The sequence below is a fragment of the Pseudomonas sp. W2-17 genome (assembly GCF_041060445.1).
Taxonomy (GTDB): domain Bacteria; phylum Pseudomonadota; class Gammaproteobacteria; order Pseudomonadales; family Pseudomonadaceae; genus Aquipseudomonas.
Genome location: NZ_JAUFNS010000001.1, coordinates 386249 through 401729, shown reverse-complemented (window position 1 = coordinate 401729; position 15481 = coordinate 386249). Strand labels below are relative to the sequence as shown.

The window sequence follows — 15481 nt, the reverse complement described above, 5'->3', positions numbered from 1 at the left end:
CTTGCGGGTACTGCTGATCAAAACCTCGTCACTGGGTGACGTCATCCACACCTTGCCCGCGCTGACTGACGCCATGGGCGCGCTGCCGGGCATCCAGTTCGACTGGGTGGTGGAAGAGGGCTTCGCCGAGATTCCGACCTGGCATCCGGCGGTCGCCAATGTGATCCCGGTGGCGATCCGTCGCTGGCGCAAGAACCTCTGGCAAACCTTCAAAAATGGCGAATGGCGCCGGTTCAAGCAGCGCCTGCGCGACACCCGCTACGATCTGGTGATTGATGCCCAGGGCCTGCTGAAAAGCGCCTGGCTGACGCGATACGTCAAAGCGCCTATCGCCGGGCTGGACAAGACCTCGGCGCGCGAGCCCATGGCCGCTCGTTTCTACGATCGCCCCTACGCCGTTGCCCGCGGCCAGCATGCAGTCGAGCGCTTGCGTCAATTATTCGGTCAGGCGCTGGGTTACCAGGTGCCTGCGGGACTGGGCGATTACGGCCTCGATCGCAGCCGCTTGCTCACTGCCACAAACGACGCGCCGTTTGTGCTGTTCCTTCACGGCACCACCTGGGACACCAAACATTGGCCCGAGCTGTACTGGCGCCAATTGGCCGAGCGCGTGATCGGCCTAGGGCTTGAAGTGCGACTGCCGTGGGGCAATCCGGCCGAGAAGGCGCGGGCCGAACGCATTGCCGATGGCCTTGATAATGCCGTCGTGTTGCCCAAACTCAATCTGGCAGGGGTTGCTCGCGTACTGGCGAGCGCCCAGGGTTGCGTCGCGGTGGACACCGGTCTTGGTCATCTGGCTGCAGCGCTGGACGTACCGACCCTGTCGCTGTTCGGCCCGACCAATCCGGGCCTGACCGGCGCGTATGGCCGGTCGCAGGTGCATCTGGCGGCCGATTACCCCGCTTGCGCGCCGTGCCTGCAAAAGAAATGCACCTATCGACCGACGCCTGAAGATCAGCGTCAGGTCGATACCGAACGCGAGTGGCCCATGTGCTTCACTCGCCTGAATCCCGAGCGGGTAGCGAACCAGTTAGGCGCGCTATTGCTGGCAAAGGAACATCCCTGATGCAACTGGCATTCGTGCTTTATAAATACTTCCCGTTCGGTGGCCTGCAGCGCGACTTCATGCGCATCGCCCTGGAGTGCCAGCAGCGCGGGCATAAAATCCGTGTCTACACGCTGATCTGGGAAGGCGACGTGCCGCCCGGCTTCGAAGTGCTGGTGGCGCCGGTCAAGGCAATCTTCAACCACCGTCGCAACGAAAAGCTCACCGACTGGATGAACGCCGACCTGGCCAAGCGTCCCGTGGACCGGCTGATCGGCTTCAACAAGATGCCCGGACTGGACGTGTATTACGCCGCCGACGGCTGCTACGAAGACAAGGCCCAGAACCTGCGCCACGGCCTGTACAAATACTGGGGCCGCTACCGTCACTTCGCCGACTACGAACGCGCGGTGTTCGCCAAAGACGCAAAGACCGAAGTGCTGATGATCTCCGAAGTGCAGCAGCCGCTGTTCATCAAGCATTACGACACGCCGCTGGAACGCTTTCATCTGTTGCCGCCGGGGATCTCCCAGGACCGTCGCGCGCCGCCGGATGCCGCCGAAATTCGCGCCGAGTTTCGTCGGGAATTCAAGCTGGCCGACGATGACCTGCTGCTCGTGCAGATCGGCTCCGGCTTCAAGACCAAGGGCGTGGATCGCAGCCTCAAGGCACTGGCCGCGCTGCCTGCTGAATTGAAAAAACGCACGCGCCTGTTTGTCATCGGCCAGGACGACCCCAAGGTATTCCAGGTGCAGACCACGACGCTGGGCCTGGGCGATCACGTCACCTTCATGAAAGGGCGCAGCGACATTCCGCGTTTTCTGTTGGGCGCCGACCTGTTGATTCACCCGGCTTACAACGAAAACACCGGCACCGTGCTGCTTGAAGCGCTGGTGGCAGGGCTCCCGGTGCTGGTCAGTGCAGTGTGCGGCTACGCCCATTACATCGCCGAAGCCGACAGCGGTCTGGTGCTTGATGAGCCGTTCGAACAGAACCAGCTCAATCAATACCTGGCCCGCATCCTCAAGGACGACACCGCGCGCAGCACCTGGAGCCGTAACGGGCTGGCATTCGCCGACACGGCTGATCTTTACAGCATGCCGCAGCACGCTGCGGATGTGATTCTGGCGGAGCACCACGGATGAAACTGATCCTTGTTGAACCCTTCAAGACCCTCTGGGCCGGGCGCGATGCGTTCGAGGCCGTCGAGGCGCTGGAAGGCCAGGTCTATCGCGAACTCGAGAACCGGCGCACCTTGCGCACGGAGGTCGACGGCCGCGGATATTTCGTCAAGATCCACCGCGGCATCGGCTGGGGTGAAGTGGCGAAAAACCTGCTGACCGCCAAATTGCCGGTGCTCGGCGCGGGTCAGGAGTGGGACGCGGTCAACCGTCTGCATGAAGTCGGCGTGCCGACCATGACCGCCGTGGCCTACGGCGAGCGCGGCAACAACCCGGCCATGCAGCATTCGTTCATCATCACCGAAGAGCTGGCGCCGACCGAGAGCCTGGAAGACGTCAGCCTGAACTGGCGCAACGAGCCGCCCGAGCCCCGCATGAAGCGCGCGTACATCGCTGAAGTGGCGCGGCTGGTCGGGATGATGCACCGCGCCGGGGTCAATCACCGCGACTGCTACATCTGTCATTTTCTGCTGCACACCGACACGCCGGTCACGCCCGACAGCTTCCGGCTCTCGGTGATCGACCTGCACCGCGCCCAGACCCGACCTGCGATCACCCAGCGCTGGCGCAACAAAGACCTGGCCGCGCTGTATTTCTCGGCCATGGACATCGGCCTGACCCGGCGCGACAAACTGCGGTTTCTCAAGGGCTACTTCCAGCAGCCGCTGCGGCAGATCCTGGCCCAGGAATCGGCGCTGTTGAGCTGGCTTGAAGGCAAGGCCGAGAAGCTCTACCAGCGCAAACTGCGCTACGGGGACGCGCTCTGATGGCGGGTTGGAATCTGGAGCCTGGCTACGCCGCGCTGACGAATGACTTCGGCACCCTCGACGCGGTGTTCGCCCTCAAAGGCGAGCGCCTGACCCGCGATCCGTTGTCCGAAGTCATCCGCGTCGAGCGCGGTGGTGTGAATTACTACGTCAAGCGCTACGTCGCGGCGGGCAAGGGTTTGCGCCGGTATCTGGGACGGCCACGGGTCAAGTCCGAATGGCAGAACCTCAAGCGCTTCGCCAAGTGGGGCATCCCGACGGCAGAAGTCGTCGCCTGGGGCCTGGAGCGCAATGGCGCTGCCTATGATCGTGGCGCGTTGATCACCCGCGAACTGCCGCGCACCGAAGACCTGTCCGAACTGGCACGGGTCAACGACACGCGCCTGGACAGCCGCTCATGGGTCAATGGCGTCAGCCAGCAGGTCGCGCGCTACACGCGGACCATGCACGATCATCACTTCACCCATAACGATCTGAAGTGGCGCAACTTGCTGGTGGACGACCAATCGACGGTGTTTCTCATCGACTGCCCCAACGGCGCGTTCTGGGTCAGCTTCATGCTGCGTTACCGGATCACCAAAGACCTCGCGTGCCTGGACAAGGTCGCCAAATATCACCTGTCGGCCACCCAGCGCCTGCGGTTCTATCTGCAATATCGTGGTCGTGAACGCTTGAATGATTCTGACAAGAAGCGCATCCGCCACATCGTCAGTTTTTTTGAGGGTCGCGAATGAGTGTTTTCATTGCTGACGCCGACCGGGGGCTGCTCGAACGGCACGGTCTGGCGGACTTCGATGCGTTGTGGAACGTAGAGCTCGATGCGGTGGATGAGCCCAACACCGGCCGTGGCGGCTGGAGCAGTGTGTTTCGCCTGGAGCTGGAAGGCTCCGGCTATTACCTCAAGCGCCAGAGCAATTACCTGACGTATACCCTGCATCACCCGTTCGGCGAGCCGTCTTTCTCCCGTGAGTTTCGCAACATCAGCCTGTATCAGAAGCTGGGCATTCCGGCGCTGCATGCAGTGTTCTACGCGGATAGGAAAGTCGACGGCGAGCGCCGCGCAATCCTGATGACCCGCGCGCTGGATGGCTGGACCGATCTGGACACGCTATTGCAGGACTGGCACGAACGGCCGGCCACTGAGCGTCTGGCGATTCTGCAAGCGTGCGGGCAACTGGCGCGCACGCTGCACAAGGCCGGTCAGGTGCACGGTTGTTTCTACCCCAAGCATATTTTCATGCGGGCCCGGGGCGGTGAGTACATGGCGCAGCTGATCGACCTTGAGAAGACGCGCAAGTCGATCTTCGGCCAGCGCGACCGGGTCAAGGACATCGAGCCTCTGCTACGCCGCGCACCGGTCTGGAACGAAACGGAAATCCGCGAGCTGCTCGCCGCTTATCTTCATGCCCCGACCGACAGCGGGTTAGTCGACGCCTGGTGGCAGCGTGTCGCCAAACGGGGCAGTCACAAGCGCCGGGATCGGTGATTTCCGGTTTTTGATGCACACGAGATTTACTGCCTGTCAGATCTGCGATCTGGATTTGGGCTTGATCAAAGAGGGCGCCGATGCGTTTGTCTGAACTGAAAAACGCCGGTCGCACCCCGGCGCTGCCGATGAACGTCGCGCTGGAGGATGCGGCCGGTCCTGCCGAGCTGCAATTGCTCAGCCTGCTGCGCGTCCTGCCTGGTCAACGTTACGTCGGCGCCGGCATCTGGCGCGGGCGCACGGTGCTGGCGAAATTACTGGTCGGTCCCAAAGCCCCTCGGCATTTCCAGCGTGAACGCGACGGCGTACAGGCGCTGGCGAAACAGGGCTTGCCAACGCCGTTGCTGTTGGCCGACGGGCTGCAGGAAGGCGAGGGCGGCTGGCTGTTGTTCGAGTTTCTGGATCAGGCTCAAAGCCTGGGCGATGCCTGGAAATCAGTGGAAAACCTTCCACCGCTGGCCGATGAACAGCAGTCAGTGCTCGGCGATGCCCTGGCCGCTGTGGGTCAGATGCACGCCAAAGGCCTGTGGCAGGAAGACCTGCACCTCGACAACCTGCTGCGTCAGGGCTCGACCTTGTACCTGATCGATGGCGCGGGCATTCGCGTCGAAGAGGCGGGCAAGCCGTTGTCGCGGCAAAAGGTGCTGGAAAACCTCGGCGTGTTCTTCGCCCAGTTGCCCAAGTCGCTGGAGCCGTTCACCGAAGAATTGCTGGTCTATTACCTGCTGAGCAACGGCGAGCACGGCTTACCGGTCGAGGCGCTGCAAAAGCAGATCGACAAGGTGCGCAGTTGGCGCTTGCGGGATTACCTGAACAAGATCGGCCGTGAATGCAGCCTGTTCAGCGTTGAAGACGGGCCGTTTGCCCTGCGTGCGATTCGTCGTGAGGAAGTCGCCGGAATGCTGCCCGTGCTGGAGCAGGCCGACGCGCTGGTTGATGGCGGTCATCTGTACAAGACCGGGGGTGCGGCCAGCGTCGCCAAGGTAGACGCCGCCGGCCGCGAGTTGGTGATCAAACGCTACAACATCAAGAACCTGGCCCACTGGCTCAAGCGTTTCTGGCGACCGTCCCGTGCCTGGCACTCGTGGCGTGAAGGCAATCGGTTGCGCTTCCTCGGCATCGCCACGCCCAAACCGCTGGCGCTGCTGGAAAAACGCTTTTTATGGCTGCGCCGCGAGGCGTATCTGGTGACCGACTTTCTGCCGGGGCCCGACATCATCGAGCGCTTTGCGCCCTACGTCGCCTCGGGCGATGCGCCGGAAGCCGAGTTGCAGGCGCTGGATGCGCTGTTTGCGCAGTTGATCCGTGAGCGCATCAGCCACGGAGATCTCAAGGGTCACAATGTGTTCTGGCAACAGGATCGTTGGTCGCTCATCGATCTGGACGCCATGTGCCAGCACGGCTCCCAGACCTCGTTCGCGACGGCGTTCGCCAAAGACCGCGCGCGGTTCATGCGCAACTGGCCGACGGACAGCGCGCTGCACCAAGTGCTGGAGCAGCGCCTTCCGACGGTTTCAAAGACGCCGGACTGACCGTCAGTCCGCGTGCTTGAGGTTCATCTCCACCAGTGCGTCGATCAATGCCTGCACGTTATCGAACGGCTGGCGATGAACCTGCGGCCACGACTCGCGCTCGACGTAGGCTTTGCCAGCGGTATTGAATCGCACCGGCGTGTGCTTGAGGGTGCGATCCCTTGAGCGATGCACGATCGTTGGCCGCAAAGGCGCGGATTCATCGAGCATGAACATGCCCGGACTGTGCAGTCTGCCGCCGACGGGCGCGGCGAGCTGAGGACGTGGCGGCAGTTCGATCTCTACGCGGAAATCATTCTTCACCCGCACGGTCTCGTGCCCCAGCGCCGCCGGGACCTGTTCGCCCGGATCGATCATGATGCCGTGGCCTTTGCCCTGCGCCACGTCCATCACCCGCACGCCAATCCCCTGTTCCAGCTCGGCAATGCCCGGGACGCTGTTTTTGAAAGTGTTGGCATGGGTTTCACCCACCAGCGCCATCCACTTGTGCGGCCCCATCACCTCCTGATGCTTGCGTATCGTGCGGGATGCAAAGTAGCTGAGCACCTGCTGGCGCGTGGTGCCGGAGTGGGTGGGCAGATGGCGGATGAAGTAACTGGCGGCGCAATCGATCGCGCGGATTTCAATGCCGTGCCGCCTGGCCTGGACCACCAGCCGTTCGAACGAGTACAGGCCTGTCGGGTCGGTCCGGAACGTCTGGTCCATGCGCTTGAGGTCGTGCAGCAGACGTTTGCTCATCAGCCCCGTTTCAGCGAAGCGGTCCAGGTCGGCCTGATGGACGTCCGTCAGCAAATGCTCCATGTACAGCGTCTTCACGTCCTGGCGCGCCAGATGCTCCATGTTGTCGAGGATGAAGCGCTTGCTGGCGCGTGCCGAATGGGATTCGCCGATGACCACACCGGATGTGTTTTCGTACAGCTCTTCGATGAACATGCTCAACGGCGTGTCGGCTTTTACCTCAGGCAGAATCACCCGTTCAGGGAGGGCGAGGTTGAGCACCGAGCGCGCATCTTTTTGCAGCGTGTTCGCCAGTTCGAAGAACTTCTCACGCACCTCCACCAGATGACTTTCGATGAAAAAGTAATCGGGGTTGAGGCCTCTGTGACGGAAGTTGGCCAGGTCATGAAAGATGCTCTGCATGTCGGCAGGCATCTGGTAGCGGTTGTCGATCAGCGATTGCTGAATGGCGCCCAGGGGGTAGTCGTTGCTCCAGGTCGCGGCATCGGCGCGGGTCCAGTAGCCGGCCGGATTCCATTCAAAACCGTGATCACCGGCATAGGGGTTCACCTCGCTCCGGCGGTGGGAAACGATGGCGCGGCGATTCGGGTCCAGACCCCACTCCAGGGGCGAACGTCGTTCGAAGAAGCCATACAGCGCATCGTCCATTGATGTGCCGGATGGGCTGACGGGCGAGGCTGCGCCGGCCCCGTTATCGATATTCGGATTGCCGATCTGTGCCTTGAAATCCGCGCGCGACGCCGCGCTGCTGATGACCGCATCGCTGTCCACGGATATCTGGATCGGCTTCCCCAACGGCACGTCTTCGACGCGCAGGCTGAGTACGCCTTGCAGTTCACTGATGCCTGGTTGTTGCTGCCAGGTGTTGGCGGTGCGGTGGTCGAGCAGCGCGATCCAGCGCCTGCCGGGGTGCTGCTGCACATCGCCGCTGATCACTTTGTGACCAAAGAACACCGCCATCTTTTGTGGCGCGAGGGCATCACCTGCAGCGGATGCCACTTCGTTGCCCGCGTAGTCATAGCTGACCGAGGAACTGAACGGTCGAACGTCGATGCCGTGTCGGTGGGCCGCTTTGATCAGGTGGTAATAGTCGTATTTTTCGCTGCCGTTCTTGAGCGCGCCCTCGTTCACGGTCTCCAGATAGTGCTTGATCATGTGGGAGCCGCTGCGTGTCTTGCTGCCGAGTGCCTTGTATTTCTGCAGCTTGTGCGTGTGCTGGTCGGTCTGCAGATGCTCGATGTACAGCACCTCGACCTTGCGCTCCGCCAGCAACGGCATGTTGTCGATCAGCAGTTGTTTGCTGGCGATGGACGTCGGTGCTTCGCCAATGACCAGGCCGTTGGATTTTTTCAGTGCGGCATCGAAAAAGGCTTGAGTCGTCACGTCATCGGCCAGCACCGGCAACTCGGGTTTACCCGGAAGGGGGGGCTGCTCGAAGAATGCTTTTGCATCGCGGTACAGATTCTGGCGCAACGTCCTGTAGGTCGAACGACCGCCCCGGAAAATGTCATCGAAAAACTCATGCAGACCAAACGGGCCTTCCTCAAAGTGTTCAGCCTGCTTTCGGCTGACGATGCCGAAGACGTAGGGCTGCAGCGATTCCGGCATTTCGTAATCGCTCACGTCGCCCACCGCCGTGGCGGGGCCTGCGGGGGTTTCGTCCAGTCGGCTGAACGAAGGCAGAACGCCGCCTCGCAAGTGCGCTGGCTCAAGCAGCTGCCACTGGCCCTGGCGGTTGAGGCGCACCGTCTGGCGGCCAAAAAAGGCGAACGGGTTGCGCGGATCGACGATCTGCCAGACGGCCAGCCTGGCGTCGTATTGGACCTGGTACGTCTGGCCCTGCATGGCGATGTAAAAGTTGCCACGAACGACGCTGACACCTTGCCCGTGCGGGCGGCTCAGGGGTATGGCATCTGTCAGCGACACATCCACCGCGTGCAGCGGAGGTGCGACGGTATTTGCTGCGACCCGCACCGGCGGGTTGTCCTGCTGCAATGCCCTCCATACGCCGGTCACATCGGTTTGCGCATAACGCCCGGTGGGCTGAAGGGTGTCGGGGATCAGCGCGTGGGTCCGGTACAGCGGGACATGGCGGTTGGCAGACTGAGGCGCGGCCCAGAAGAGTTCGTTCTCCACCGCGACCGGCTGCAGCGTCTCATCGGTGGCATGGGCAACCGAGCGGGCGTACCTGCCAGCGGTTTTTTGTCCGGTCAGGTCCTTTAAAATGCCGCCCAGCCCTTTCATTCCAGAGTGCAGATCGCCCGCAGCGCCCGCCGTGTTGAGCCAGGCGCTGAGCACGTAGAAGCTGGCGGTCGCGTGATCCCGCTCGTCGAGGGATCGCAGCGCGCGATAACCATCAGCGCTCGCGATGATCATGCCGACGGCAAAGCTGGCAGGCGGGAAGGGCAAGGTGACGGCGGTCGCGATTAGCTCAAGGCTGCTCCAGACCTGCCGACAGAGCATGTCCGCGCGACCGGTCTGGGTGTCCTCGACATCCTGGATCTTGCGCTCGATCACCTGGTTGAAGCACACGTCATACAGGTTGCTGAACGGCGCCTTCGGCAGTGCGGGTTTGCGACCGCTGCCTTTCTTCAGTTCAGCCAGGGCGAATGCCAGCGGCATGCCGGCCTTCACCCGGGCGCGGCTCAGGTAGTAATCGCCCATGCCTTCGCTCAGCAGCGTGTTGCTGAACGCGCTAAGTGGTCGGAAGGCGCGGCCGTCCGGTGCCTGCGGCGTATACAGCAGAACCTGCTCCAGCGTGCCCGCCTCAGGCGGCGCGAGCAGGAAGCAGTCGTGAATGACCTCTGCACGAGACGCGATTGCCATCACGTCCACGTTCAATTGCAGCGGATAGACCGGATAGCGCAGGCGGTCTGCCGGGCTGCTCTGATGCATGTTGACGATGGAGAGGGTGAGCCAGTGCAGCTGGGTGGCGTCGATGTGGCCTTTGAGAAAGCTGCGCAAGGCGTCGGCGCGCATTTGCAATTGCGTCAGCAACAGGCTCTGTTGACGGCGCCAGTCGTAGCCCTCGCTGGCAGGCGCCAGCAGTTGCCCGCGAATCATCGCGATGTATTGATCGGCCACCCATTGACCGCGAACCGAGCCGGCGACCTTCTCCGGGCTCAGTGGTGTGAGATCGACGCCCTCGGGGCCGCTGAAGGTGGCGGTGGTATCGGCCGCCGGGTTGAGCAGGCCAAGGGTGTCGTCGTAACCGTCGCGCAGCATCTGGGTGTAGGACAGGGTTTCGCGGGGCGTGTGAATGATGATCCGGTCAGGGTCCACCGTATCCGGCGGCAGGCCGAGCAGCGTGTTGATCTTGCGACTGGCAGTCTGATGAACGTAGGCGTTGAAGTCGATCACCCGGGTGTGTGGAGCGGCTTGGTAGATTTCACCCGCCGCCACGATCGTATCCTCCAGTGCCACCATTTGCTGACGCTGCTCGGCGGATGCCCGCAGGAACCAGTCCGGGGTGTGCAGCCGTTGCTCGGAGAGCATTACCTCCACGCGCGCCGACACCAGCGTACGCAAACCGCTGCTGTAATCGGGGAGGGTTGCGTAGCTGATCCAGTCCTGGGCAGGCGCTGGCTTTTCGCTCAAATCATGCAGTTGGTCTTTCAGGGCGGCTCTTCTGCCGGCGGTGATCTGTTCCAGCAGGAAGTGGTTCATGTCGGCGGACCGGCTCCAGCTCACCAGCTCACCGAGCAACTGACGCTCGTTGTCGAAGCGCTGGAAATGCCGGGCGCGTGGGCTGTCCGGGGTGAACATCAGCAACCCGTCCGGCTGGCCCGAAGCGTCCAGCTTGCGCAACAGCAGCACGCTGCTCAATACGTCGTGACCGTTCAGCTTGATCTGCTGCACGGTCACGGCGGGATTTCGTGGGGCGGCGGTGTCCGGATTCAGCGACTCGATCAGGCTCAGGTCCGAGGGTTGAATGTGGCCTTGCAGCTCTGCCCCGCGGGCCTGGACGATGAGCTGATGATGCATCGCTTCGCCCATCAGGCGCTGGATGGTCGGCGAGCCGAGCGCCTGGCGTTGCGCGGGGCCGAAACGCGTTCGCAGGTCTTGCTCGTTGATGACGTCGGCGAGGTAGGCCGGCGTCAAGTCGCTGTATTCAGGCTCAAGCGGCAGGCCGTTGCAGGTGATTCGACTGTGGATCTGGAAGGCCGAATCTGACGCTGTGTCGCCGGGATGCAGGCCGTAAAGTGCCAGATGCGTCAGTGTTCGGCGGATGGAGAAGGTGTCACCGGTGATGGGTTGCGTCCGTTCGGTGCTGATCAGGACCTCGTCGGGATCGAGGTCAATACCCAGATCATTGGCCAGTCGCGCGCGCAGACGGCTTCGCGCGAATTGTTGCGGGGGCGCGGCGCCGTCCATGACGCTCATCAACGCATTGCGCGATCGCTCGTAATCCATCAGGCCCGAGGCGTAACGCTCACGTTGCTCGGTGCTGGCCATTTCCAGCCAGTCGGGGCGTGCGCGGCGCTCATCGCGGTGGGCGCGACGATCCTGCGCAGCGGCTATGGCGCCGCCCGGGCCCCAGGATTTCGGCTGGTGGAGCAGGTCTTCGAGTCGGGCCTGAAGGGTCTGAGGCGACAGGTTGTGGGCGTTACCGAACAGCGCGTCGATGTCCACACGCTGCTTGGCCAGCAAGCGATCAAAGGCATGGTCGTAGGGCGATCCCTTGATCGGCTGCAGTCGAAAGTCCGAAGGATGGGTGGGCTCAAGAAATACATCACCGCCGGAGGCAATCTCGAGCCAGGCGTCGCGCGTGCTGTCCTGCATCAGGCGCAAGAGTGGCAGGCGCAGGAGTGGGTGATTGATGCGGCGGGCGAGTTCTTGCTGCAATGCCTCGTTCGACACGAAGCCTTCGACGGCCTGGCCGGGCAACCCGAGCAAGGTCTGCCCCGGCTGGGCGGTTGCGACCAGCGCCCCGGCCAGCTCGATGCGACGTTCTGCATCAAGGTGCAGCTCGAGCGCGCTGAACACCACATGCTCCTGGGCGTCCATGCCCGGCAGACAGCGCGCATAGTCGCGGTGCAGCTCGCCTTCTTCGATGTTCAGCAACAGGTCATCGCGCAGGGTCAATTCGATGCAGGTCACGAAGAGCTCGCGGCGTGAAATATCACGGGCACTGGCCTCGGCCCAGAAACGAGTAATGGCCGAGTGCAGCAGCGTTTTCTGCTCCGGGCTCACTGGCAGCGGCGGGGTGTTGAGGCAGGCCTTAGCATCCGGAAGATGCTGGCATTCGGCGTCGAGAACAGCGGCGAGCGTCGTCAGCCGATCAAGCGCAGGCGGGTTGGGTGAAAAGGTTTCCATGGCGTACAGCATTCCTGAGTGATCTCCGCGCAACGAACTTGCGCAAGAGCCGGGCAAGCAGCCCGATGATTCGTCGAGCGATCAATCAATCAGAACGCCGGGGCGCGTGGTGCTAAATAGTTAACGCACGAGATGAGGCGCAAACGTGTAGAGACCGGCTTCAGTTGGGAGGGCGTCATTCGACACGCCGCAAGATTGAGGGTGCACACGTGGGCCTCTTCCCGGCTAAAGCCGGTCCCACTAAAACAGCGAGTTCAGTCAGTGAGATGGGGTGAACGCGGAGGTAGGACCTGCTTCAGCCGGGAAGGCGTCATTCGACACGCCGCAAGATTGAGGGTGCACGTGCGGGCCTCTTCCCGGCTAAAGCCGGTTCCACCGAGGCATCGCGCGGCAGTTCATTCGCTGCGACCACTTCCAGAGCCATTACGCTATAATCCCGCCCTTTAGCTGTCTGCCGCCGTGGCGCCAGACACACCTTATTTGTCAGGCGCGTGATGCCTGCATGCAGACTTAAGAGGCTAGACCCTAGTGGCATTGACGATCCTTGGCCTGTCCGGCGCCCTTAGCCATGATCCTTCCGCAGCCCTGTACATCGACGGCAAGCTGGTTGCTGCGGCCGAAGAAGAGCGTTTCGTTCGCGACAAGCATGCCAAGAACCGCATGCCCTACGAATCAGCGAAGTTCTGCCTCGAACAAGCGGGCATCAAGCCTTCCGACGTCGACGTCGTCGCCATTCCTTTCGCGCCCATCAGCCTGTTCGGCGAAGCGCGCTGGCACTACGCCAAACGTTACTGGTATGCCCCGGACCGTGCCCTTGACGCGATTCTGATGGGCAACCGCCGCTACAAGCGCTATCGCAACAAAATCGTCTGGTGCCTGGAACAACTGGGTTTTGATCCGAAAAAGATCAAGATCGAACCTGTCGAGCACCACCTTGCCCACGCTTCCAGCGCCTACCACTGCTCCGGCTTCCAGGAGAAAACCGCGATCCTCGGGATCGACGGCAAGGGTGAGTACGCCACCACGTTCTTCGGCTACGGCGAAAACGGCAAGATCCACAAGATCAAGGAATTCTACGACCCGGATTCCCTCGGCGGCCTGTATGGCGCGATCACCGAATTCCTCGGCTTCGAGATGCTCGACGGCGAATTCAAAGTCATGGGCATGGCGCCGTACGGCGATGCGACCAAATACGATTTCTCGCGTCTGGCCACCTTTGAAAACGGCGAACTGGTGATCAACACCGAATACGCCAACGTCATCGGCCTGCGTCGCTACAAAGAGAAGGGCAAAGGCTTCTACTTCTCGCCGAAACTGATCGAGTGGCTGGGCCCCAAGCGCGAAGGCGACATCGCCGACGAGCCGTACATCCATTACGCCGCCAGCATGCAGGCGCTGTTCGAGAAGCTGTCGCTGCAGATGATCGACCACTATCTGGGTGACATCCTCAAGGAAACCGGCAAGCTCGCCTTCGCTGGCGGCTGTGCGCTGAACGTCAAGCTGAACCAGAAAATCATCGCGCGCCCTGACGTCAAGGAGCTGTTCGTTCAGCCCGCGTCGGGTGATGCCGGCACTGCCGTCGGCGCTGCCGCGTATGTTTCCCACGCCCGCGGCGTGCCGGTCGAGAAGATGGAGCACGTCTACCTCGGCCCGTCCTATAGCAACGAAGACGTGATCGCCGCCTGCGCCCGCCACCCGAGCAAGCCGGCCTGGCGCCAGATTGACAACACCCCCGAGCGCATCGCCAAAATCATGGTCGCGGGCAACCCGGTGGCCTGGTTCCAGGGCCGCATGGAATTCGGTCCTCGCGCCCTCGGTGGTCGGTCGATCATCGGCTGCCCGAGCATTGCCGGCGTCGCTGATCGCATCAACCATCAGATCAAGTTCCGCGAGCGCTGGAGGCCTTTCTGCCCGTCGATGCTCGACACCGTCGCCCCGCAGATGATCAAGATCGATCACCCGGCGCCGTTCATGACCTTCACGTTCGAAGTGGCGGAAGAGTGGAAAACCCGTGTGCCGGAAGTCGTCCACGAAGACGGCACCTCCCGCGCCCAAGTGCTCAAGCGCGAATACAACCCGCGCTACTACGACATGATGAAGGCGCTCGAAGACCTGACGGGCAACGGCGTCTCGCTCAATACGTCGCTCAACCGTCGCGGCGAGCCGATGATCTGCTCGCCGACCGATGCGCTGAATATGTTCTTCGGCTCCGATCTGGAGTACCTGATCATGGAAGACATTCTGGTGGTCAAAGACGGCGTGGACACCCATGACACGCTCAGCTGAGCGCCATGTTCTCCAGTTCTGCCACGGCTATGACGGGCCGTTCCTCGACTGCGCCCGTCAATACGCCAGCCTGTTCGTGGGCAGGGGATACCGTGTCACCACGGTATTCCTGACCGGCGCCGCCGATGCCGAGGTTGCAGCCAGCTGCGCGTCGGACGAAGTGCTGTTCATGGAGTACAGCTCCAAGGCCATCGGCGGCATGAAGGTGGGAGCGATCCGCGATCTGCGCAAGATCGCGGCATCTCGCAGTTTTGAGTTTTGCATCACCCACCGTTTCAAGCCGACCTACATCGCACTGGTCGCGACCCGCTTGCCGGTGATCGGCGTCCATCATGCGTTTGGTGATTACCGGCGCCGCAGCCGCAAGGTGCTGGCGAACCTGTTCCGCTCCCGCCTGAGCCTGCTGGGCGTGTCCGATGCCGTGCGCGATGACATTCGCGCCTGCCTGCCGAAATGGCCGGTCGAGCGTATCCAGACCCTCTATAACCGCATCGATGTTGATCAACTGAGCGCCACGCTGTTATCCCGTGAGGAGGCCCGAGACGCACTGGGCCTGGCGCAGGATGCGTGGGTCGTGGGCAATGTCGGGCGGCTGCATCCCGACAAGGACCAGTCGACGCTGCTGCGCGGATTCGCCCAAGCGTTGCCGAACCTGCCCGCCGACAGCCAACTGGTGATTCTCGGTCAGGGTCGGCTGGAACAGGACCTCAAGCACCTGGCGGCCGAACTGGGTATCGGCCATGAGGTCATGCTGGCGGGGCAGGTGACTCAGGCCAGCCGCTACTTCAAGGCCTTCGACGTGTTCGCACTGAGCTCCGATCACGAACCCTTCGGCATGGTGCTGCTGGAAGCCATGGTGGCCGGCGTGCCTCTGCTGGCAACCGCCTGTGGCGGCGCGAAGGAAGTCGTTGAAGGCGTGGGCATACTGTTTCCCCTGGGCGGAGCCGAGTCTCTGGCTCAGGGGCTGATCCACCTTTCGCGGATGGACGCCGAGCTGCGGCAGTCCTGCGCGGATGCGATGCTGCAACGGCTGCACGACCGTTTCAGCGATGAGGCGGTAAAAGCAGTTTTCTGGCAATTGCCACAAGTTGTCGCGCTTACCTCGGAAACCTGATTTCATTCGAACCGCT

Annotated in this window: 9 protein-coding genes; 8 read left to right on the top strand and 1 reads right to left on the bottom strand. The window is 62.3% G+C overall.

Annotated features, from left to right (window positions below):
- The first annotated feature begins 1 nt into the window (after position 1).
- From waaC to QWI20_RS01850, 6 genes are all read left to right on the top strand, one after another.
- The gene (gene waaC, locus QWI20_RS01875; protein WP_369303904.1) at positions 2–1066 is read left to right on the top strand and encodes a lipopolysaccharide heptosyltransferase I; all 1065 of its coding nucleotides are present in this window, start codon (positions 2–4) and stop codon (positions 1064–1066) included.
- Entirely contained in the window at positions 1066–2190 is a 1125-nt protein-coding gene (locus QWI20_RS01870; protein WP_369303903.1) for a glycosyltransferase family 4 protein, read from the top strand. Before waaC ends, QWI20_RS01870 begins: the two co-directional genes overlap by 1 nt.
- Positions 2187–2993 (top strand): lipopolysaccharide core heptose(I) kinase RfaP, encoded by an 807-nt coding sequence (gene rfaP / locus QWI20_RS01865; protein WP_369303902.1) that lies wholly within the window; start codon positions 2187–2189, stop codon positions 2991–2993. The genes QWI20_RS01870 and rfaP overlap by 4 nt, the downstream gene beginning before the upstream one ends.
- The gene (locus QWI20_RS01860; RefSeq protein ID WP_369303901.1) at positions 2993–3727 is read left to right on the top strand and encodes a lipopolysaccharide kinase InaA family protein; all 735 of its coding nucleotides are present in this window, start codon (positions 2993–2995) and stop codon (positions 3725–3727) included. The genes rfaP and QWI20_RS01860 overlap by 1 nt, the downstream gene beginning before the upstream one ends.
- Entirely contained in the window at positions 3724–4479 is a 756-nt protein-coding gene (locus tag QWI20_RS01855) for a lipopolysaccharide kinase InaA family protein (RefSeq protein WP_369303899.1), read from the top strand. Before QWI20_RS01860 ends, QWI20_RS01855 begins: the two co-directional genes overlap by 4 nt.
- Positions 4480–4559: 80 nt before the next feature.
- Complete coding sequence (locus tag QWI20_RS01850) at positions 4560–6011, top strand: lipopolysaccharide kinase InaA family protein (RefSeq protein WP_369303898.1); 1452 nt, start codon at positions 4560–4562, stop codon at positions 6009–6011.
- 3 nt (positions 6012–6014) lie between these two features.
- Here QWI20_RS01850 and QWI20_RS01845 read toward each other — a convergent pair whose 3' ends face one another.
- Complete coding sequence (locus QWI20_RS01845; RefSeq protein WP_369303897.1) at positions 6015–12065, bottom strand: DUF6543 domain-containing protein; 6051 nt, start codon at positions 12063–12065, stop codon at positions 6015–6017.
- A gap of 528 nt (positions 12066–12593) precedes the next feature.
- Between QWI20_RS01845 and QWI20_RS01840 the strand changes: the two genes are divergently transcribed.
- Together QWI20_RS01840 and QWI20_RS01835 are read left to right on the top strand one after the other, a co-directional pair.
- Complete coding sequence (locus QWI20_RS01840) at positions 12594–14351, top strand: carbamoyltransferase (protein ID WP_369303896.1); 1758 nt, start codon at positions 12594–12596, stop codon at positions 14349–14351.
- Positions 14335–15465: a glycosyltransferase gene (locus QWI20_RS01835; RefSeq protein WP_369303895.1), complete on the top strand. Its 1131-nt coding sequence runs from the start codon at positions 14335–14337 to the stop codon at positions 15463–15465. The genes QWI20_RS01840 and QWI20_RS01835 overlap by 17 nt, the downstream gene beginning before the upstream one ends.
- Positions 15466–15481 lie beyond the last annotated feature (16 nt).